The sequence below is a fragment of the Planomicrobium sp. CPCC 101079 genome, assembly GCF_007859275.1.
In the GTDB taxonomy this organism is placed as follows: domain Bacteria; phylum Bacillota; class Bacilli; order Bacillales_A; family Planococcaceae; genus Planococcus.
The window spans coordinates 257,546-277,635 of the sequence record NZ_VOHC01000024.1 but is presented as its reverse complement, the minus strand read 5'-3'; the positions used below and the strand labels follow the sequence as shown (position 1 = coordinate 277,635).

Annotated in this window: 20 protein-coding genes; all 20 read right to left on the bottom strand. The window is 41.8% G+C overall.

What is annotated here, in order from left to right; genetic code table 11:
* Nucleotides 1–519 precede the first annotated feature (519 nt).
* Complete coding sequence (locus tag FQV28_RS11555) at nt 520–1,902, bottom strand: nucleotide sugar dehydrogenase (protein WP_146496654.1); 1,383 nt, start codon at nt 1,900–1,902, stop codon at nt 520–522.
* The gene (locus FQV28_RS11550) at nt 1,845–2,147 is read right to left on the bottom strand and encodes a hypothetical protein (protein ID WP_146496653.1); all 303 of its coding nucleotides are present in this window, start codon (nt 2,145–2,147) and stop codon (nt 1,845–1,847) included. Before FQV28_RS11550 ends, FQV28_RS11555 begins: the two co-directional genes overlap by 58 nt.
* Nucleotides 2,148–2,351: 204 nt before the next feature.
* Nucleotides 2,352–3,068: a DUF1028 domain-containing protein gene (locus tag FQV28_RS11545; protein ID WP_146496652.1), complete on the bottom strand. Its 717-nt coding sequence runs from the start codon at nt 3,066–3,068 to the stop codon at nt 2,352–2,354.
* Nucleotides 3,069–3,084: 16 nt separating this feature from the next.
* Nucleotides 3,085–3,207, bottom strand: a complete 123-nt coding sequence (locus FQV28_RS19540; protein WP_255472912.1) for a hypothetical protein — start codon at nt 3,205–3,207, stop codon at nt 3,085–3,087.
* Nucleotides 3,204–4,640 (bottom strand): sodium:solute symporter family transporter, encoded by a 1,437-nt coding sequence (locus tag FQV28_RS11540; RefSeq protein WP_146496651.1) that lies wholly within the window; start codon nt 4,638–4,640, stop codon nt 3,204–3,206. Before FQV28_RS11540 ends, FQV28_RS19540 begins: the two co-directional genes overlap by 4 nt.
* On the bottom strand, nt 4,637–4,759 hold the full coding sequence (locus FQV28_RS19535; protein ID WP_255472911.1) for a hypothetical protein: 123 nt from the start codon (nt 4,757–4,759) through the stop codon (nt 4,637–4,639). Before FQV28_RS19535 ends, FQV28_RS11540 begins: the two co-directional genes overlap by 4 nt.
* A gap of 561 nt (nt 4,760–5,320) precedes the next feature.
* Nucleotides 5,321–6,232, bottom strand: coding sequence for an aminopeptidase (locus tag FQV28_RS11535; protein WP_146496650.1), 912 nt, complete (start codon nt 6,230–6,232; stop codon nt 5,321–5,323).
* Nucleotides 6,229–7,089, bottom strand: a complete 861-nt coding sequence (locus FQV28_RS11530; RefSeq protein ID WP_146496649.1) for a DMT family transporter — start codon at nt 7,087–7,089, stop codon at nt 6,229–6,231. The genes FQV28_RS11535 and FQV28_RS11530 overlap by 4 nt, the downstream gene beginning before the upstream one ends.
* Nucleotides 7,090–7,131: 42 nt before the next feature.
* Nucleotides 7,132–7,800, bottom strand: coding sequence for an AroM family protein (locus tag FQV28_RS11525; protein ID WP_146496648.1), 669 nt, complete (start codon nt 7,798–7,800; stop codon nt 7,132–7,134).
* Nucleotides 7,797–8,738 (bottom strand): DUF1177 domain-containing protein, encoded by a 942-nt coding sequence (locus FQV28_RS11520; protein WP_146496647.1) that lies wholly within the window; start codon nt 8,736–8,738, stop codon nt 7,797–7,799. The genes FQV28_RS11525 and FQV28_RS11520 overlap by 4 nt, the downstream gene beginning before the upstream one ends.
* Before the next feature lie 15 nt (nt 8,739–8,753).
* Nucleotides 8,754–9,803, bottom strand: a complete 1,050-nt coding sequence (locus FQV28_RS11515; protein WP_146496646.1) for an S-methyl thiohydantoin desulfurase family protein — start codon at nt 9,801–9,803, stop codon at nt 8,754–8,756.
* A gap of 12 nt (nt 9,804–9,815) precedes the next feature.
* Nucleotides 9,816–11,393, bottom strand: a complete 1,578-nt coding sequence (locus FQV28_RS11510; RefSeq protein WP_146496645.1) for an OPT/YSL family transporter — start codon at nt 11,391–11,393, stop codon at nt 9,816–9,818.
* Entirely contained in the window at nt 11,386–12,036 is a 651-nt protein-coding gene (locus FQV28_RS11505) for an aspartate/glutamate racemase family protein (protein ID WP_186763857.1), read from the bottom strand. Before FQV28_RS11505 ends, FQV28_RS11510 begins: the two co-directional genes overlap by 8 nt.
* A 124-nt stretch (nt 12,037–12,160) precedes the next feature.
* Nucleotides 12,161–13,744 carry a PucR family transcriptional regulator gene (locus tag FQV28_RS11500; RefSeq protein WP_146496643.1) on the bottom strand — a complete coding sequence of 528 codons (1,584 nt, stop codon included), beginning with the start codon at nt 13,742–13,744 and terminating at the stop codon, nt 12,161–12,163.
* Nucleotides 13,745–14,069: 325 nt separating this feature from the next.
* The gene (locus FQV28_RS11495) at nt 14,070–14,378 is read right to left on the bottom strand and encodes a DUF6092 family protein (protein ID WP_146496642.1); all 309 of its coding nucleotides are present in this window, start codon (nt 14,376–14,378) and stop codon (nt 14,070–14,072) included.
* Nucleotides 14,359–14,880: a nitroreductase family protein gene (locus FQV28_RS11490; protein WP_146496641.1), complete on the bottom strand. Its 522-nt coding sequence runs from the start codon at nt 14,878–14,880 to the stop codon at nt 14,359–14,361. Before FQV28_RS11490 ends, FQV28_RS11495 begins: the two co-directional genes overlap by 20 nt.
* 53 nt (nt 14,881–14,933) lie before the next feature.
* A complete protein-coding gene (locus FQV28_RS11485) occupies nt 14,934–15,791 on the bottom strand; it encodes an NADPH-dependent oxidoreductase (RefSeq protein ID WP_146496640.1) in 858 nt (285 codons plus the stop codon).
* A gap of 693 nt (nt 15,792–16,484) precedes the next feature.
* Nucleotides 16,485–17,612, bottom strand: a complete 1,128-nt coding sequence (locus FQV28_RS11480) for a glycosyltransferase family 4 protein (protein WP_146496639.1) — start codon at nt 17,610–17,612, stop codon at nt 16,485–16,487.
* Nucleotides 17,613–17,881: 269 nt separating this feature from the next.
* Nucleotides 17,882–18,913 carry an NAD-dependent epimerase gene (locus FQV28_RS11475; protein WP_146496637.1) on the bottom strand — a complete coding sequence of 344 codons (1,032 nt, stop codon included), beginning with the start codon at nt 18,911–18,913 and terminating at the stop codon, nt 17,882–17,884.
* Between the two features lie 26 nt (nt 18,914–18,939).
* On the bottom strand, nt 18,940–19,998 hold the full coding sequence (locus FQV28_RS11470) for a glycosyltransferase (RefSeq protein WP_146496635.1): 1,059 nt from the start codon (nt 19,996–19,998) through the stop codon (nt 18,940–18,942).
* Nucleotides 19,999–20,090 lie beyond the last annotated feature (92 nt).

Below are 20,090 nucleotides of genomic sequence, written 5' to 3'. Positions count from 1 at the left end.
ACATTGCAGAAGAAATCCTCTTTATATTTCATGCCCCGTTCGAGTTCAAGAACAATATGGCACTGTCCGCTTGCGCGAACAGCTAAAAAACTCTTGCACCCCTTCGAACCTGAGGAAGGCAACTTCCAATATTTTCTTCATGAAGTTTTCGCTTTCTTTCACGCATAAATTTTGTTTCTACGTCTTTTTTTGAACTCTTTATATGAATTTTATGGCTTTCAACATCTGGTTCCCGCTTTCTTATCTACGGCAAGCTTATTTCACGAATTCGCTCTCTTCAAGGAAGCACTCGCATAACTTATCATAAGACGAATCCGAACTCCATTTGGATAAAAACAGCCCGGCCGTTGTAATGTAGACAACGGCCGGGCTGTTTTTTCTCATATTTTTTGTCCGCTTTGCAAGGGAAATTTTTGCCGGAACACCGTCAACAAAAGAACAGCCTACTACTAAAACCCGCTGCGCCAGTTACTTCAGAACGGGCTTCTTTCAGAAAACTTAAGCTTTCTTAGCTCACATTTATAATCTCCAATACAAAAAGCCCGCATCCTCTGCTTGGTCCCTATTGAACATTCCTTTGATATCCACCAAAACGCAATCTTGCTCATCAACTTCAACACTGAAATCCGGAGCTGCAAATGGCTCATTGTGAGCTCCTACATTAACCAGCTCTTTGTGCTTGAACATAGCTTTCACATCTTCAAGCTTGATCGATTGGAACTCTTCATGCGGCACTGCGAAAATAACCGCATCAACGCCAGTTATTTCTTCCGGAGTGCTCAGGGTTAATCTATACTCATTCCATAGATCTTCCGGGTCGGCGGAAGGATCGACAATCTTGACTTCAACCCCATACTGCTCCAACTCGTTGATCACATCGACCACTTTGGTGTTTCGGACGTCCGGGCAGTTCTCTTTGAACGTCACACCGAAGATAGCTACCTTTGCGCCGTTTATTTGCTTGTTTACTTTGATCATATTTTTCACGGTATTTTCCGCTACGTATTTACCCATATCATCATTAATTTTTCTTCCTGAAAGGATGATTTGGGAATGGTAGCCCATCTGCTCTGCCTTGTATGTCAGGTAGTATGGATCGACCCCGATGCAATGCCCGCCGACCAGACCGGGAGAAAAATTAAGGAAGTTCCATTTGGTTTTTGCCGTTTCAAGAACCGCATTCGTGTCTATCCCCATTTTGTTGAAGATGATCGACAATTCATTCATGAAGGCGATATTGATATCGCGCTGTGAATTTTCTATGACCTTTGCGGCTTCGGCCACTTTGATGCTCGCCGCTTTATATACCCCAGCTTCAACAACTAATTCGTATACTTTAGCAGCAATGTCCAATGTTTCTTCATCTTGGCCCGCTACAACTTTGATAATGGTTTCCAGTCTATGTACCTTATCGCCAGGGTTGATTCTTTCCGGCGAATAGCCGACTTTAAAATGCACGCCACATTTCAATCCTGACTCTTTTTCCAAAATAGGCACACAAATATCTTCTGTGACACCCGGATAAACGGTGGATTCAAAAACGACAATCGAACCTTTGGTCAAATTCCGGCCCAACGTACGGCTCGCTGATTCTATCGGTGCCAAATTAGGCGTACGATCTCCTTTAACCGGTGTGGGCACTGCAACGATATGGAATTTCGCTTCCCTTAATCTTGCTTCATCCGAAGTAAATTCAATCGTTGTATTCTTGATCACTTCATTTCCTACCTCTTTTGTAGGATCAATGCCATTTTTATATAAGCCGACCTTTTCTTTGTTCACATCAAATCCAATCACGTCTATTTTCTTTGCAAACGCAACTGCGATTGGCATACCAACATACCCTAACCCGACGATTGATACTTTTTCTTCACGGTTAACAATTTTCTCATAAAGGCACATATTATTTCCCCCAATTTTTGATTAAGTACTCCAAACCCCTTAAGTAAGCAAAAAAGTGCGGTAACTTTTTTTCTGATTCCACTTTTAAATAAGACAAATGCTAGATAAATACGGGAATATATTAATATTTTTCTGGCTATTTGTATCCTTAATGAACAGCCGGTATGACAAATCCCCATATCAGTTGGTGCAAGTAAATCAGAACAAGCCTTTCCATCAATCCAGCTAGCAATCTGCAATTTCATAATGATTTGCTCCAAAGCATCACTTTCGTGAAAACTTTAGTTTGTCCCCTCGTTAAAGCAATATTAGTTCTTAAAGGTTAAAAGTCGGTTAAATTATTAGAATATTTATTCAAATAAAAAACACCTTAGAAGAATCCTGAATTCTTTTAAGGTGTTTCATAGTGTATTCAATTTATCGTACGTCTATTATCCATCTTCAATCGATTACTCACTGTCCTGCAGCAGCCCCATCTCCCGGGAAGATTCAAAATCGAACTTGCCGGCCGGGTTTTCCAAGGTCGGCAGCATCTCCATAAAAGGGAACAGTTCCCTTTTCGCGACTTCATAAATTCGAGCAAGCTCTTTAACGGGATCTGGATGCTCGTCCACACGCAAATCGACAAGCGGGTATTCTTCGGTCGAGTATACTTTGAGGGATGCAGACTGTCTCCCCCGCTTGTCGCCTCCAGCGGCTTGCCCCGCTTCCATCGCTCTTAGAAGCCGTTCAGCAAGCGGCAGATCTCCGGTCGCTTCAAAGGACTTTTTCATTTCCTGGATGGTGTCTTCGCCGACCAGCATATTTCCGGCAATGGCGTAATTGTCACCCGTTAAATGCCCGTACCAGCCGTCGCATTTGTCTCCTGAAAAAGCTACGGCTTTTCCTTCCTTATCGACAATGCTGAATTGGCGGATAGACGGATCCGCGTCTTCCTGCAAGATGCGGTCCATCACTTCCTGTACGGACAGCCCTTCTTCCAAGTATTTCAGGCCGTTAATGCCAATATACGGATTGACGAACGACTGGGTGGCGATGGCGCCGACGCCCGCTTTGACGAACGGGCAAAGCAGGCCGACCGCCGGAACTTTTGTCGATACAGCCACGCCAAACTGGCCAGTTTTTTCATCTCGTGCAGCGATGGAAAAGGTATTGAGTTTTAACATTGTCATCCTCCTAGAATCACCAGATTTTTTTCTTTCTTAATTCGTAAATGAAATACCCGAAAATCGTCAGCATCAAAAGCGCCGAACCGAGAATGCTGACCCAGATCAATATGGTGAAAACGCCAAGTGAAATTGTCATTTACGCTCCACCTCCGATGCATGGCTTTGGCCGACCCGGTAAAGCTTATTCCAATTGAAACTTGCCGGCTTTATAAGGCTTCCCGCAAAGCAGACGAGGAACGATACCCAGCCGCTCGCCACCACTCCTTGCAGATCACCAACCGTAAAGTAAACGATATACCCCACTGCAATGGCCAGAATTGAAGCGATAAAAGAGACCGTGGCGCCAAGTTTTCTCCAGAACAAGCCGTAAATGATCGGGAAGACAAACGCCGCGTTGATGACACCGAGAAAAATCAGCATCTGCAGCATCGTCAGGAATTTCGGCAATGAGATCAATAACGCTAGAATCCCGATTACTACCGTCAGGATCTTGCTGATACGGAGCAGCTTTGCATTATCAGCCCGCGGGTTGATGCTTTGGTAAATATCGTGGATCAATAGCGAAACCAGTGCATTCAAAATCGCTGCGATGGTGGAAGCAAGCGCGGACCAGACGCCGACCAAAAACACCCAGCTGACAAAATTGCCGCCGTAGATCTGGGCAATAAACGGCGCCACTTGGTTGACTTCCGCCGGTGCCTGATTGGTGCCGATTGCGACAAAAGCGAGAGTCGCCGTGGCAAGCGGCACGAAAAACCAGCCGATGCCAGCGAGGCCGAAGATGCTCATCAGCTTGTCTTTGCGGACCGCATAAGCCCGCTGCCAGAACGTATTGTCCATAAACACTTCCCCGATGGCGAACATCGCACCGGCAAACATAAAGAGAATACCGGCCGGCAGCAGCAAGTCCAGTTTTTCCGGGGCAAACTGCGCCATTCCCGTATAGATGGGTGCAATACCTGTCGAAAAGTAAACAAGGGGCGGCACGACAATGACCACAATAAATATCAGCATGACCTGGAAAAACGCAATCCCCGTGATGGAAGAAAAACCGCCCATCGTGGCATAAGCGATAACGATGATAAACGTCAGCACAACCGCCAAGGCATAAGGCACATCAAAAATCTGTTCAAGCAGCAAGCCGCCGCCGATTCCTTGCGTCATCAACAAACCGAACATATAAATAAAGAGCATGACCATAAAAAAGAAATAGTTCTTTTTGTCAAAGCGGTTTTTGTAGAAATCCCCGACAGTTTTGCCGTTTGGAATGATTTCGTGGATACGCTTGCCAAGAGGCGAAAACGATACAACCGCAACTCCCCCGAGGAACGAGTAGGCAATCGCTCCGATGACTCCCATACCGTACGCCGCTTCCGGTGCCGCCATGATGGTGTTTCCGGTAATCCAGAATGCCAAAAGGGATGTGGTCCCGAATGCCACTCCGAGCTTGCCGTTTCCAGAAATATACTCATCCGCCGTCGATACTTTGCGGGAGATGAACCAGCTCGAGACAATGAAAATGACGCCCAGGATCAAAATGACAATGATATTGCCCCATGGAATAGTCACTTGCGTTCCTCCCCGTCTTCTTTATGGACCATCTCACCATACAACCCGAACAACGGGCCAAAGGCAGAAATCACAACGATGAAAAACAAAATAATGCTGCTGGTAATCCAAAACGTCATTTTCTTTCCTCCCTATTCCTTTTATGAGTAAACGGCAAGTTATCCATCCATCTTTCCTTCTGTTCTATTTCTTCCCACAACTAAGACTAGACGTTCTTAAATAAGATTTAAAAATTACAAAAAGAAAGCTTTATCAAAATCCTCCTTTCACTTCGTAAGATGGACTTACTGAAGAGTATATTTATGCACAGTTAAGTTGTCAAACTAATCAGACATTTAAACCTAATTTTTATTAACCTAACAAATATACAAAAAACAGACACCTCAAAAGAGATGTCTGTTTCCTAAAACTATACTTTAAATTTGTTTCCAAATTCCAAAATCCTCGTCGCATGCAACACAATTCTTTCTAAGGCACATTGGCAATTATCATCTAGCGACATCTAAACCAGTTAAGGGTATTGGGGGTAATTTTTTGTAGTTTCCGCACAAAAAAAGAAATCAACGCAAGACCAAGCATCCAACCTTAGCGGCTTTGCGTCGACTTCTTATATGCTAAATTACATAATGAAGCAACTCAAAATCCCGCAAGCCATCATACTAGCAATTTTGCTCTACAGCTTACTCCCATTCAATCTGCGGATCTTTCGTCACACAATCAATGTGTACATTCGTTTTAATTGTACCGCCGAATGTATGATTTGATCCGAATGCGATATGGATTGTGTTATACGCTTTTTCATCTTCTAAAATATTGCCGATTACTCGTGCAGCGTGATTGGTCCCTATCCCCAGTTCGCAAAGATAGCGTCCGTCTCCATCCCCGAGAAGCTCAAGCAGTCTTTTCCCATCTTCACCCGTTGCATCTGTCACTTTTCCTTGCCGGATTGTTAAGACTACCGGTTCAGTTACGAGGCCTATTCCAGCAATGGAACCATTAATTTCGATAGTGCCTTCTGAAGCACCTTCGACAGGTGCAATGTATGCTTCCCCAGAAGGCAAATTTCCGGACGCGCCTTTACTTTTAAACACGCCTGTACTAGGAACCCCGTCTCGACCTGCTACTGTTATTTTTAATTGATGGTCGGCACCTGTCCGAATAACGACACTGTTTGCAACTGTTAATCTTTGGGTCATATCGTTTGTTTCTTTTTCCACAATTGTATAGTCAGCACTCATAGCGCCGTGCAAAAACATATCCTCTGTTATCCCAGGCATCGTAATCACACTTATGCCACGGGCATTGGCATTTTTACGGGCCATTGTATGCGTTAAAGAATGTTTTGTCAGGCAAAAAACAATATCATAATTTAGCATTAAATCTGAAGTTTCCTGCGGCGGCTCTTCTCCTGATTTTGTCCGGTCTTCCATAACATGTCTCTCAACATTCCAGCCATCTAATTGCAGTGCATCTGCAAACCTTTCTCCTAAAGGCCTGGTGCTATTATCACTTAATACGAGAACAGAACTCATTTTGTCCACCGAAAAATTTTGGGATATCAATCGTGATACAGTTTCTTGAAAGTTGCTCATTTTATTTTTCTCCTCTGCGATAAAAATAAACCTGCCAGTACAAAAAATAGCGCCAACAATGTTCCTGGTGCCAGCGGTTCTTGCAACAAAAATACCCCTAAAAGAATCGTGGTGAAAGGCATTAAATACATGATCAGCAAAGCAAAGATTGCCCCTCCACTTTTCACTAAGTAATAGAAGATTACGTTGCCGAATCCTGAATTAAACATACCCAATAAAATAAAAAGAATAAAGCTTTTCACATTAAGCAACGCTTCATGACTCATCGGTTCAATTCCAAGCATGAAGAAACCAGAAAAAACACTTCCGACAATCATTGAGACAAATGAAAGCGTATAGACAGAGCAATCCTTCAAAAACTTGCCAACGAAAACAGCCGACAAGGAATAGACGCTTACAGAAAACAAGAACAATGCAGCACTACTGAATTTGAACTCATTAGCCGTCGAAGAACCGGCGAAAAAAGCGAGCACAATTCCAGTAAAACCAATAAAGACGCTGATTATTTCTTGTTTATGGATTTTTATTTTCAAAAATAAACTGCTAATCACCATTCCGATTATAGGGCCTGTTGCGTTTAAAACAGAGGTGATGGTGGTATCGAGATTTTTTATACTCAAACTCATTATTGTCCAAGGAACTCCGGCGCTCATTAAAGTAATCAATAGTAAAGCCGGCAGGTTTTTAAAATCGTTCTTTTTCTTATTCCAAAGAAAAAAAGGCAGCAAAGCGGCAGCTCCAAACAAACAACGAAAAAAGACAATGGAAACAGGATGGAAGTCCGGCAGCAGCATCTTAGTCAAATAGAAGGTCGAGCCCCATAATATACTTAAACTGAACAATGCTAATAATGGCATATAGCAACCCTCTATTTAAAAAGGGTCCAATACTGGACCCTTTTATGAAATATATTCCGCAACAATCCTAGCTGTCAAAGTCCGAGGCAATATGACGGGCAAACCGCTTCCTTCAACCGCATCTTTTTTATGAGCTTCATTGTATCCCATGCAATCCATCACAATCAGCGAAGCTCCCTGTGCTCTTAATCGCCGGGCAGCACCAAAAACATCGCTTTCTTCATAAGGCGAAGCAACTTCTACTTTCAAATCCAGCTTATCATTTGCCCACTTCTTCACCAATGTATTTCGCTGCTCTTCAAGAGGAATGATTAAACCTAGAGTTCCTTTTTCCATGATAGCGCCTACTGTACTATTCAATACCTTATCCGGATAAATGATTGGTTTACGGCTTTGAATAGTAGGGAAATCGCCTGTGCAAAGCATGATAACTGCAGAAGTTTTTTCTTCCAGTTCCTGCAGTTCTTTTTGCAATAATGGAAGTAGTTTCGACTTGCCGATTTTCACAGATGACCCATTTCTTAATCTTGAAATATAAGTGATATCAGAAGCATCTGGAGAGATGGATGCCATTTCTTCTATTGCAACATGGTCCAGCCCTCCCGCTTCTATGATTGTTACGCCATCTCCCAATATGTGTTGAATGGAGGGCGTAACATCAACACGCGGCGATTGTCCAATGGTCAAGACGCCTACTGTGCTCTGTTTCATGAATTGACATTCCCTAATGTTTGGAGATGCTGCAATGAACCGTACAGTTTTTCCAGGTGGTCAAATTCTTCTTTATCATAAAAGTCAAATTGACCTTGTGTGAATTCTTTCGCAGCTTCGATGCTGAATCGAACAGCTTGAGCGATATCCACTTCATGGCTCGCTCCAGTTCCAGAACCCGGCACTGCTGATTTTGCAGTGATTGCCAGTCCAATCACCGGGGCTTGTGTTGCAACAGCTGGCTGCAAAATGCTGTTAATATGGAAAACTCCATTGCCGTAAGGAGTGATATCTTGTGTTGTCACAGTAAATGTCACTGGCACATCCCCTGTCGTCATTTCCATAATTCGCAGCAAATCATTATTGAATTTTAAAATATAGCCCGATTTCACCGTGGGAGAAAGAGCGATTCCCCGGTGATTGATAATTTTGTTCCCTTTTGTTGTATCAATTGACAAAATAGCTTCCATTTCAGGCAGCACTTCGTACTGATTCATGGTCAAGATATCGACTGGCGATCCCATAAAATCAACGGGCTCATGTGGCTGGGTTGGAGCATCCGGGCAGATATGGGTGGTGATGAAAACATCTCCAGGAAGCCTGTCGCCTTTGATAGACATATTCGCTAGTTTTAACGCTGTTGTTACTGCCGCAACAGCCCCATCTCCATCGGATACATAACCGATTCTATTCGGCCGTGCACCTAAGCCGCCCAATCTTCCCACAATACCAAAAGATGGTGCACTTCCCCCGCTCAACTTTCCATTCTCACCTTTAATGACTATCTTTACGAAATCAGTCGATCCTTGTTCTCCTGTAACCGTTTCAAAACTCGCTTCAACATGCTCATACTCGGTAAAAAGATTTGTTACAGCTCCACCACTTGCTTTTGCATCATCTAATAGCTCCAATACTTCCATTGTGTATTTTAATGACATAATGGCACCACTCCCTTAAAGTATTTTTTTCTGGATAATCGGTTCGATTGCTTTTAACAATTTCTTGTTAAACATCGTCGAGCTGAGTTTCAAATTCTCTTGAGGAACAGAAATAACGGCGATGTCGAGACCTTCTTCAATTTCCGCACTAACGACCGGCAGGCCGGTTTCGGCGTTAAAAGTCATAATGAGATCAGGAAATGTGCCTTTTCGTTCTCCATTCATCTCTGCCGTCATATACTCATTCCAAAAAGTAAGTTCCAAGTCATCGATTTGAACAATCCCGACATCGAATCCGCCAGTAGCGTTCAATTCGAATTGGCTAACTTTCCCTGAATGAATGATCCGTCCTTTCAAAAAGGAAGCAACTGCTTCAATTCGTTCCGGGCCTTCAGGAACTGCCAGAAATGCCTTTCCTAATTCAATAGCTTGCGTAATGCCCCCTAGTGCAGCATTTTCTTTCACATAGCCAATATCGACTGGATTTCTGCAGACGCCGACCATGCCGCCTGCTTGCACCGATATGGAACGAACCGTATTTGAGGCTAAATCTAACGATGCTGCAACGTATCCTTCCACTCGTTTTTCCCCTTTTCCACCAGAGAAGGTTTGAATGGAAGTGTAGTCTTCTACTTCAGACAAATTCAAAGATCCCATTGAGCCAGTTGGATGAGCTCTGCCGTTGCATGGCGCATCCAAGAAAGGAAGACCGGTGGCAGCAGCTTGCAGCCAGCCGTTAATTGTTGTTGCCCCTCCATTTTCATTGGTCATCAAGGCTTTCAGAGGTTGATCGAATACATTTTGCATCTTTTGTACAGTATCGATAAGTTGCTGAGCATCAATATATTGTTCTTTGGCAGAAGGAGCGCCTACTAACGAAACACACGCCACATAATCCTGGTCATTCATCTCTTCCACTGAAATCAGTTGTGGAGTTCCGGTCTGAAAAACCAACTCGGATTTTTCAAGACCGTCATGGATCCAGCCGCCACCACCGCCACCTAAAATACACCCTCCATACACAGCATGTTTCGCGTCTTCTTTCGTCAGCTCTCTAATGGTCATTGTTCTTCCTCCTTACCTTGCTTTCCAAATTGATGTGAAGAAGCTATAAATAGCATCACCGGCAATAAACCCGGCCGCAGTCGTATACATTGTATTTTCAGCTTCTGGTCCTCTAACTTTCAAAATGGTAATCCGGATTAAAATACCGGCAATAACTGCCCAACCTGCAATCGGGTTAACAATCAACAATCCAGTGGCAAGCAAAATTCCCATTTGTCTGGATGGCCCACCTATTAATTGGATGAGAGCGCCTGGAATTGCCCATAGCAACAACATCATTCCAACGTCGCCAGTAAGCCCTGCTTCGATAGTAGTAGCGTATACAAGATCAACCGGAGGAACTAAATCCTGTGCAAAGAAAGATTCGGCAAAAAGAAATACCATAACTACAGCTACGCCAAAACCAATCAAAGAGCTTTTCAATTGTTGCCGGCGACCGAACAACTCTTGGGCACTTGAAGCGCCGTTTCGAATAATAACACCGGTTTTAAAATCGTATCCCAAGTCGGCAAAAGCAGGTCCTGTTGCCGCTGTAAATCCGGTCAACAATGCCAGAGCAACGGGCGGGAAACCTAACATCATACCGATCAACAAAGAAATCAATGTAACAGCAAACGCCGGGAACCACCCCGAGTGCATAGCCGCGATTCCAACAATAATTTCGCTGGCAAGCGCTGCAAAGGCCGCAAATAAAACAAAAAGAACTGTTTGCCAAAGCGGCATATCGGTAATAATTCCTCCTAAGGATGCAAGCAGAATTGCAGCAGCCATATAAAGAGCAAAACCTATTCCAAATCCTTTTGTTACATCAGTTGGAGTTCTTGTGTACACAAAAGTATCTTGATCCTGTTCGTTTGCTCTTTCTCTTCTCGCTTTTTCTCTTCTTGATTTCACAATGGTTATAACAAATTGGAGCAGCGCAACAATTCCCGCACCAATCATCATGCCGTGTGGTATATAAAATTCATTCAAGTCAACACCAAACAATTGAACCGAGTAGCCTCTTAGTAAAAGTCCGATACCGAACATTGTAAGTGCCCAAATATTACCGATAAAAGCTACACCAAAAGCGGACATGGAAATCCCGAAATGTGACCCGACTAAACCACCTAAAATACCAAGCCCCAAGTATTTAGCTTTTGATCCACCCTCATCGCCAGCTTTCAACGCTTCAGCAGTTGCAATTCCAGGCGGCCATGCTTCATTGGATCCAAATATTTTCGAGTCAAACACTTTGTAAAGAATAAAAACATCGATGAATAACGCAAGTCCCGCACCTATGAGCATTGGGATGATTAATTCTGGCATCCCTAGAACATAAGGCAATCCAAGTGGAATCAATAAACTGTTTGCCGCACCGAAGGTAGCAGCTGAAATGGTCGTTTGAATAAGGTTCTGATTTTGCAGCGACCGATATTTATAAAACATTTGCATAGGAATACGGGCAACCATCATGGCAATCAATGCGCCGATTATTGACGTGTTAGGTGTAATGCCTAAAGATGTAATAAGTTGCATCCCGATGATGGCACCGAATACAGCAACAATTATGGAAAATAAAATAAATGAAAAATCGAATGTTTTATTCATTTCGAACCCCCCCTTTGATTAGTTGGAAGGCAATGGCTTGAGCTTCCACTAGATCGACTATTGGTACGTTGACCTGTTCAACTAAATAGTCTTTAAGCCGAATTGTTGAAAATCCAGTGCAAGCAAACAAGATAACATCAGCACCTGATTGAATAGTGCCCTTCACCACTTTTAGCAATTCTTCTTTTGCCCCATCAGAAAACAAATCGGTCGTTTTTCGGAGATTTGGCGAAAAGTCATAAGAAAAGAAGCGATTTCCTAATTCTTCTTTCATCCGGCTCGGCGGTGCATCTGTAATGCCGATGATGCCCACTTTGCTGCCTACCATGGCGGCTGCATGAGCTCCGCTTGTCCCAGCTCCAAGAACGGGAATATCCAAAGCCACCCTTGTTTCATCAAGAGCCGGATCCGCCGCGCAGCTAATGGTAATGGCGGCCAAATCATACTGAGCATGCATTTGTTGAGCAAGTTCAATAATTTTTGGTACTGCTTCTTTTTCGGATTGTTCATCATAAATTCCATTTGGTTGTTCTGGGATGCAGTGAGTTACTGACCTCACTTTATAAAGGTTTTCCATTTTTCTGCCGTGTTCTTGTAAAACTTCCTGTTTTTCTGTTGTTAGTACTCGAATGATTCCCAACATTGCTTTCACCCCTTTCGAAAAATTATAAATAATCAAAACAGGTATTAATATGCAAAAACCGGGAAAAAAATTCATCGAATGATTGCTCATTTTTTCAAAAAAAAAAAGACGAATTTTTCGCCTTTCATTTCAATTCTTTAATTTTGATACAAAATTGCAAGATGAATCGATGCTCTGCATTGTCTAAATCCATCGTTAGCAATTCTTGTATTTTTTGAAGACGGTAGGTCATTGTTCTTCGATGAATAAATAGCTTAGTGGCAGATTGTGAAACATTGCCGTTTTCATTCAAATAAACTTGAAGGGATTTAAACAGTTCTTCATCTGTTCCCGATAAACTTCCTAATACATCGCTCGTATATTTTAATACAGCGGAATCTGAAGTCAAATTGAACAGAATTTCGTAAATGCCTAATTTATCATAGGAATACACAAATTCTTCCGGTTGTATTTTTAAACCGATATCCATTGTTTTTGTGACTGAACGGATTTTTTCGTCAAGCAAATCCAGATCCTCAAAAGGATGGCTAATCGAAATATGAAATGAATCTTCCGGAAACTTGTCATTGTATTCATGGATAACTACATTCATTTTTCTTACAAGCGACTGATAACTTCCGTCCTCACCTAGAAATACTGCATAATATATGTGTTTCTTTTCAAAGATGACCGTCTGAAAACCTTCTGCCTGTCTTGCAAATTTCTCTAACTTTTTCCGATAAAAACTAGAGTAATCCAAAAACGAGTTAGGCGGATGAATATTCGCATTCGTAACCTCACTTTTGAATTGCATAACTATCGCTTGATTGTTAAATTCGCTTATGTCATTAAAACTTCCCAGAACTTCAAGATCCCTCAATCTTTCTCTTTGGTGCAGTAATTGCTCATTTAAGATCATTTGACTGAGCTTATTTCCCAGTTCTTTTATATATTTCGGGGAAACTGCATTAAATAATTCTTCCTTCTTGTACAAAAGATGGACGACGGCAAAGACACTTTTATTTGAAACAAGCGGGAGAACGAGCCGCTCTTTTTGTCCTTCTATCATTAATCGTGTGAAGCTTTTTGTTTGAAATGCTTCTACCCACTCCTCAAGCTTCTGTTTATATGAAGGATAGATTGGTTGTGAAAAGAGTAAATTTGATTTTCGCCATTTATCAGCAAGAAATTGGCTGGACGAATACAAAATTCTTCCTTCAATATCTTCTATATATACAGGCGAATTCCCAAGCTCCGAGAGATAATCGATTGCATCTAAAACAGATGTGAATTCGGTTGCTTCAAATTCCTTAAATGGATTTTTTAATTGATCGGCTGCCATGTTTTTTTCTTCATAGAGCCGCTCATAAAGAGGCGTCAACACATTAATATAGGAGATGTCTTTCGGGATGACAATGACAGGAAATGCGTGCTGGTTCGCAAGTTCGATTATCTGTTCGGGCAATTCGTCGACGAATCGGCCCAGTTTGACGACAATCCCTGCAGCCTCTTTGTTTATCAATGTCTGTACAACTTCTATTTGTTTTTCAGGTTCATCCCGGATAGAGTAAAAGGCGGTCATCACTAAAATACCTTCAGATATCCAAGAAATTACTTCCGGAACTTCCATGACTTCAATTGATGAAATCTTTCGGTTTATTCCTTCCGCTCCTGCTACGACTGTCCCTTTTGAAAGTTCCCCAATATTTAACGAATCTTTTACTTCCATTGAGAATCCCCCTCTTAACCTCTAAATCCTCTCATTCGAAAAGTATAGCTCGTTAATACAATTCATTTTGGATCAAGATGATTGGTTTCTTTATACTTTAATTCAAATAAAAGATGCTTCCTTTCTACTATTCCATTATAATATCATTCCAACTTCAAATGTCATACAGTTCAAAATATTATAGAAATAAATAAACCAGCTTTTTGCTGATTCAATGGGGTTCCTGATACATATAATAGATCTGCAAACAAAAAGAATGCGTTCAAGCTATTAAAACAGCTTGAACGCATTCTTTTTTAATTTCACAACATCCTGTTATTCTACACTAATCTTTTTCCTGCAATGTCACAGTTACCAGGTGCTGGATTGCTTCGTCTATGGCTAGTGCATAGGCTTCTGGATCAGCTGTAACTTTCCATCTGTTTTCACGCAAGATGCCCATTATCTGGTCAAGTGACTCTTCTTCCAAGCCTTGTTCTTTTAACAACATTAACGCCTTCTCCAACGTATCAATCATCCTCATTGGCCCATAACTTTGAGGTTCCCTGTACAATCCTCTCGTGCTCGTTAGCACATAGCCGACGAAATCCAATAAATGTTCTTTAGCAAGATTTTCATCCTTGGTATTTGTCATGGGAGATAACCTCCTTTGCTGACTTTATCGTCTTTTGCCTCGGTTTCTCATTTGAATACCCAAGACTAATTAGCAATTCCGGTTCAATCTCTTCCGGCAATCCTAAAATTTCCTTAATGGATTTTTTGTGAAAGGACCTGGCTGGACAGCTTCCCACTCCTTGTGACTGCGCTGCCAGAAGAATCTGTGACGCGACGATGCCTAGGTTAACGAATCGGAGTACTTCCAACGTATCCACTCCTCCGCGAACCAACGCTTCATTTTTGTTTGAACATAAAACCACGAGCACAGGCGGTTTTCCTGACACGCCTTGCGCAAAACGTTTGATGCGGCGAATTTGTTCTTGATTTTGCACTATGACAAAATGGGATTCTTGTGCATTGCTTCCCGATGGGCTGTGCATAATGGCGTCTTCTATTACCGCTATTACTTCTTTTGGAACAGGCCGATCTTCAAAAGACCGAGAACTTCTTCTTGTCTTCATGGCTTCCAACGTATCCATAGGTATGCCTCCTCCCCCTCTTATCTTTCAGCTTTTCGCGCCATCGATTTATCTTACTTGAATGTAAAACCTTGTTCTTCTAACACAGCCTTCAAATTCTCTCTCAGGCTGGCCGATGCGGCAATTGTTTCAGGTCGTGTACATCTTCGGGCAGTATGTTCAGCCCATCCATAATCCACTCCTTCACGCTCCGGTTCCCCTGCAATCGAAACGCGTCTGCCATCATAGGTTTTTCTCAAAATCAGCTGCCGGTCATACTGATTTAATCCGTCTTCCAAGCCTTCTGTAGAATAGGTCTCTTTATGAACTGTCACTTGTTTCGGCAAACGAGGTTTAACTCCTCTGCGTGTCCCTTCTTTTTCATATCCAATAGCCAAGCCGACTAGCGCAAAAACGCCTTTGGGCAAAGCTAATTCTGCTGCAACTTTTAACGGCTCATTCCGGATAGAACCGACAGGAACTGCCCCTAGTCCGAGTGATTCCGCTGCGATAAGCGCATTTTCCATTGTAAGGGCAGCATCCATCGAGGCTAACAAAAACATTTCCAATGTATCGGCTTTGAATTCATAGCCTTGTCTCTTCGTCACATGCTTAAGCCTATAGACATCCGCACAAAAAACGAGAAAAATCGGAGCTTCTTTTATGAATTTCTGATTCCCGGAAAACCCGGCCAATTTCTCCTTTCTGCTTTCATCTGCCACCACAACAATACTGTAAGCTTGTAAATTCGAGGAAGTAGGCGCACTCCTTGCGGCCATTATAATGGCTTCAAGCATTCCTTCAGAAATATTTTTTGATTGGAAGGCTCGAATCGATTCATGGGATGTCAATACATTTAGCGTTTCGTTCCATTCCTCGAAACCATCTAGTTCTTCAAGCTTCATACGGTTCCGAATAATATCGTCTTCCATAAACTTCTCCCCCTTTTCGGTTCATTCATCAATCAAAAACTTTGGAGCCAATCGGGTCAACTTCCATGGAACAAAATCCACCTTATCAATTAATTATAAATTTTCAGACTAATTAATGTAATGCTCATTGTGTACAATGATTTAGCAAGTCTTTTGTTCATGGTGTGTATTCGAGGAAGAAACCGTTTTACAAGAATTCTTGCTTAGCTCAGTTTAACTGAATCTTCAAGCTGACTAAATTCGCCAAATGCATAAGCCTGATACTCGATCAGCCTATAACTCCCCCTTTTATCTTTCCTTTTTCTCCGTACCTTCGATTACCTCGATTCCTTTCTGCCGGCAGTTCCCCGTGCCCGAAGCTATACTTCTTAGACTAAAACTTGTTTCATTTATCCTCAAAAATTTTAAAGAATCAAAGCATATACAATACCCCCTAAAAATTGCTACGTGTTAAAGATGATGGCGAAGGCAGCGCATGTTAATGCCTGTAATCGTTTATGTCCTTGCAGGCTTTCAAACGAAAAAAGCCATCTATTTCTAAGGTCTGCCGGAAGCAAAACACAAACTCAAGGCGGAAACAGCTTTAGGACACAAAAAAGATGATTCCAGTTCATTATCGGAATCACCTTATCGCATTCTATTTTATTAAACGGTCCACTGAGCGGAACTCAGTTTACCTTCGTGGCCTAGTTTCTACTCAATAAAAGCTTCTTTCAAGTCCGGCTTTGCTTCGTAGCAATACTTGATCCGGCTGAGGTAGGCATCTATTACAATATTTCTGTCGAATTCCGCTTCGACTTTCTTCCTTCCTGAAATCCCCATGTTCTTTTTGGCTTCATCGCTTAGATTTATGAATTTCTCTATTTTCTCTATTAAATCTTCACTGTTTTTCGCTTCGACAAGATAACCATTCACTTCATCATCAACGATTTCTCTGCATCCGCTTCTATCAGTAGCAATGATAGGCCGTCCACTCGCTGCACTTTCCAGCAAAACATTCGACATTCCTTCTGGATAATAAGTGGGGTGTATGGTGCAATGGGACATCTCAAGAAACTTCCTGACGTTCGTTTGCATTCCGTGGTATTCAATAATCCCTTTTTCTTGCATCTTGATCAGTTTATCCTCGTATTCTTCTTCTTCACAAGAGCCAAGAATATGAAATACTGTGTGTGGATATTTTTTTCGAATAACCTGTGCGGCCTCTAAATATTGATCAATCCCTTTTTCTTTCATAATCCGTGCTATAAACAGAAAATGGGTTTTTTCAGTACTTGTGTAATCCAATATGGAGTACTCGGTTAAGTTGACTCCTGAACCTGGGATCAAAACTTTTTTTGCAGGAGTAAGTTTATGTGTTTCAAAGAATTCCTGGTTTTCCTGGTTTTGAAAAAAAACATATCGAGCTTTTTTAAGGGATATTTTATATAAGATTAAAGTGATTTTTTGCAAAATGCCTTTGTTTTCTACTGCAGTTCCTAGCCCTGTAATATTCGCTATAAATGGGACATTGTAAAATTTGCAGGCTAAGCCACCATAGATATTCGGCTTAATCGTGTAGGACAAAACAACATCAGGTTTGATTTCTTGCAGTATTTTCATGTAAGCCATTAACACTTTTATGTCACTAAATGGATTTGTTCCTCTGCTTTCGATAGGTGTTTCGATGATTTTACATCCCCAATTACGCAATTCTGAAACAGAATCACCCATTGGCAATGAAATATATAGTTCATTACTTTTCAAAAGCTCTTGAATCAGCTCTTTCCTAAATTTGTATAAACCATAATCATTATTCGCCAATATAAGTATTTTGGGCATTTTAAATTCTCCTTTGTGAAAGCCTTAATGATAAAAACAATTCTTCCGATTCTCTTTCGGATTTAAATCCTGCCTGAATCTTTTGCTTTCAGGAATTCCGCCAACATAGCCACAAATAATTATCTTAATATTCAGACACTAGAAGACATACCCGTACACAAGATAAACTCCTAAAGCAGATTGGCCATACAGCAGGGACTGCATGCTTTTGGTGACTGGCGATGTCTGCCCTGCTAGCTTGTGCCGTCGCTTAACCAATCCTGCGGATTTTAAGCTTGATTTTCTACCCCTTCTAATTTCACGCCGTAATACTCGACATACCAGTCGACGAATTTGCTTACACCATCTTTGATGCTCGTTTGCGGCTGAAAATCAATATCCCGGTACAAATCCGCAACATCTGCATAAGTAGCGGGAACATCGCCGGCTTGAAGCGGCATAAAGTTCTTGATCGCTTTCTTGCCGACTTTTTCTTCAATGGCTTCGATAAAATCCATCAAATTGACCGGATTGTTGTTTCCGATGTTGTAGATTTTATAAGGGGCATAGCTCGTACCAGGATCAGGGTTCTTGCCAGACCAATCAGGATTTGGCTCTGCCGGTTTTTCGACTAAACGCGCAATTGACTCAACAATGTCATCCACGTATGTAAAGTCCCGCATCATTTCCCCGTTATTGAAGACATTGATCGGTTTTCCTTCAATAATATTCTTAGTGAACATGAACAAGGCCATATCCGGTCTGCCCCACGGGCCATACACAGTAAAAAACCGTAAGCCTGTCGTCGGGATATTATAGAGGCTGCTATACGTATGGGCCATCAATTCATTGGCTTTTTTGGTAGCTGCGTACAGGCTTAGCGGATGGTCAATATTGTCATGCACCGAAAACGGCAACGATGTATTGGCGCCGTAAACGGAACTTGAAGAAGCGTAGATCAATTGCTGAATCTGGTTATGGCGGCAGGCTTCTAAAATATTGATGAATCCAACAATATTGGATTCGATATAAGCATGGGGATTTTCCAAGCTGTATCTCACCCCAGCCTGCGCCGCCAGGTTTACTACAACTTCCGGTTTTTCCTGCTCGAATATTTCTGTTATTGCTTCACGGTTCTCAAGGCTTTCTTCGTAAAACTTAAAGTTCTCATGCTCCAGCATTTTCAAACGCGATTCTTTTAAAGCTACTGAGTAATAGGAGTTGAGGTTATCAATCCCAACGATGGAATGGTTTTGAGCTAATAATTTTCTTGATAAATGCGATCCAATAAATCCGGCTGCCCCTGTTATTAAAATTTTCATGAAACTACCCCTCGTTTTTTAAAATTTTATGCTGCTTTTCTGTATAAATTCAGATACAACTGCACTACTTTTTCTATAGAATACAAGTCCAGAATTCTTTTTCTGGAAAATATCTTCAATTCTTCTTTTTTCTCTTCTTCCAACTCTAACCAGTAGGTGATTTTTTCATATAGATCGTCTACGGAATTTTTTTTGGCGATCAATCTGGAGTTGCCGATAATCTGCGGGCTGTCCCCGACTTCTGTGGATACACAAGCAACGCCGCTGGCCATAGCTTCGCCGATAACATTCGGAAACCCTTCGCTCAAAGACGGAAGCACAAACAAATCGAATACTTTCAAATAGCGGTCCACATTCGGGGTTTCCCCTAACAACCGGATATTGTCATTGTCCTTGACCAGTTCATGGGATTTGTATTTTTCTATCATCCCATTTCCTAACAGGACTAACGTTACGTTCTTATGGACCTTTGAAATTTCAGCAAAAGCCTTGATCAAATCGATCTGGTTTTTGATTTTTTTTGCTCTGCCCACGTGGCCGATGACTAAATGGTTCTCCGGAATTTCTAATTCTCTTCTTATGGCTTTTTTCACTTGGTCGTCTGGCGCAAAAATTTCGGTATCAAAGCCATTTGGTATCACGATTGTTTTGTTTTTTCTATAGCCCAGTTCTGTATGATATTGCTGGGCTGCAGTAGAACCGCAAATTATTTTATCGGGGATAAAGCTCAGTATGCTTAAAATGCGGGCTACAAGAATGGTTGTCCCTTTATCAGCCCCTTTTACAAGATGGCTGTGCCTAATATTCCATACCAGCTTCACTTTCGGGAACATCATTTTCAATAAGATTCCAAACAAATCACAATGATACATCCAGGTCTGAATGACATCCGGCTTTTCACGCTTTATAATTTTAAATATTTCAAAAATGCGAAGCGGACCAAATTTGCCCTGGTCGATATTCAGGCTGTATATTTTTGTTCCTGTCTTCGCTATTTCATCGTAGAAATAATTGAAATTCAAGAGCTTGACAACAACCATCGTGGTATTGGGATCTTTGTTATTGGTAATGAGTTTTGTCAACATTGCTTCTGCTCCGCCGCTGCTAAGGCTCGGTATTAAATGAAGGATTTTAATAAAAAACACTCCTTTTGAAATCACTTATTGCATTTCTTCAA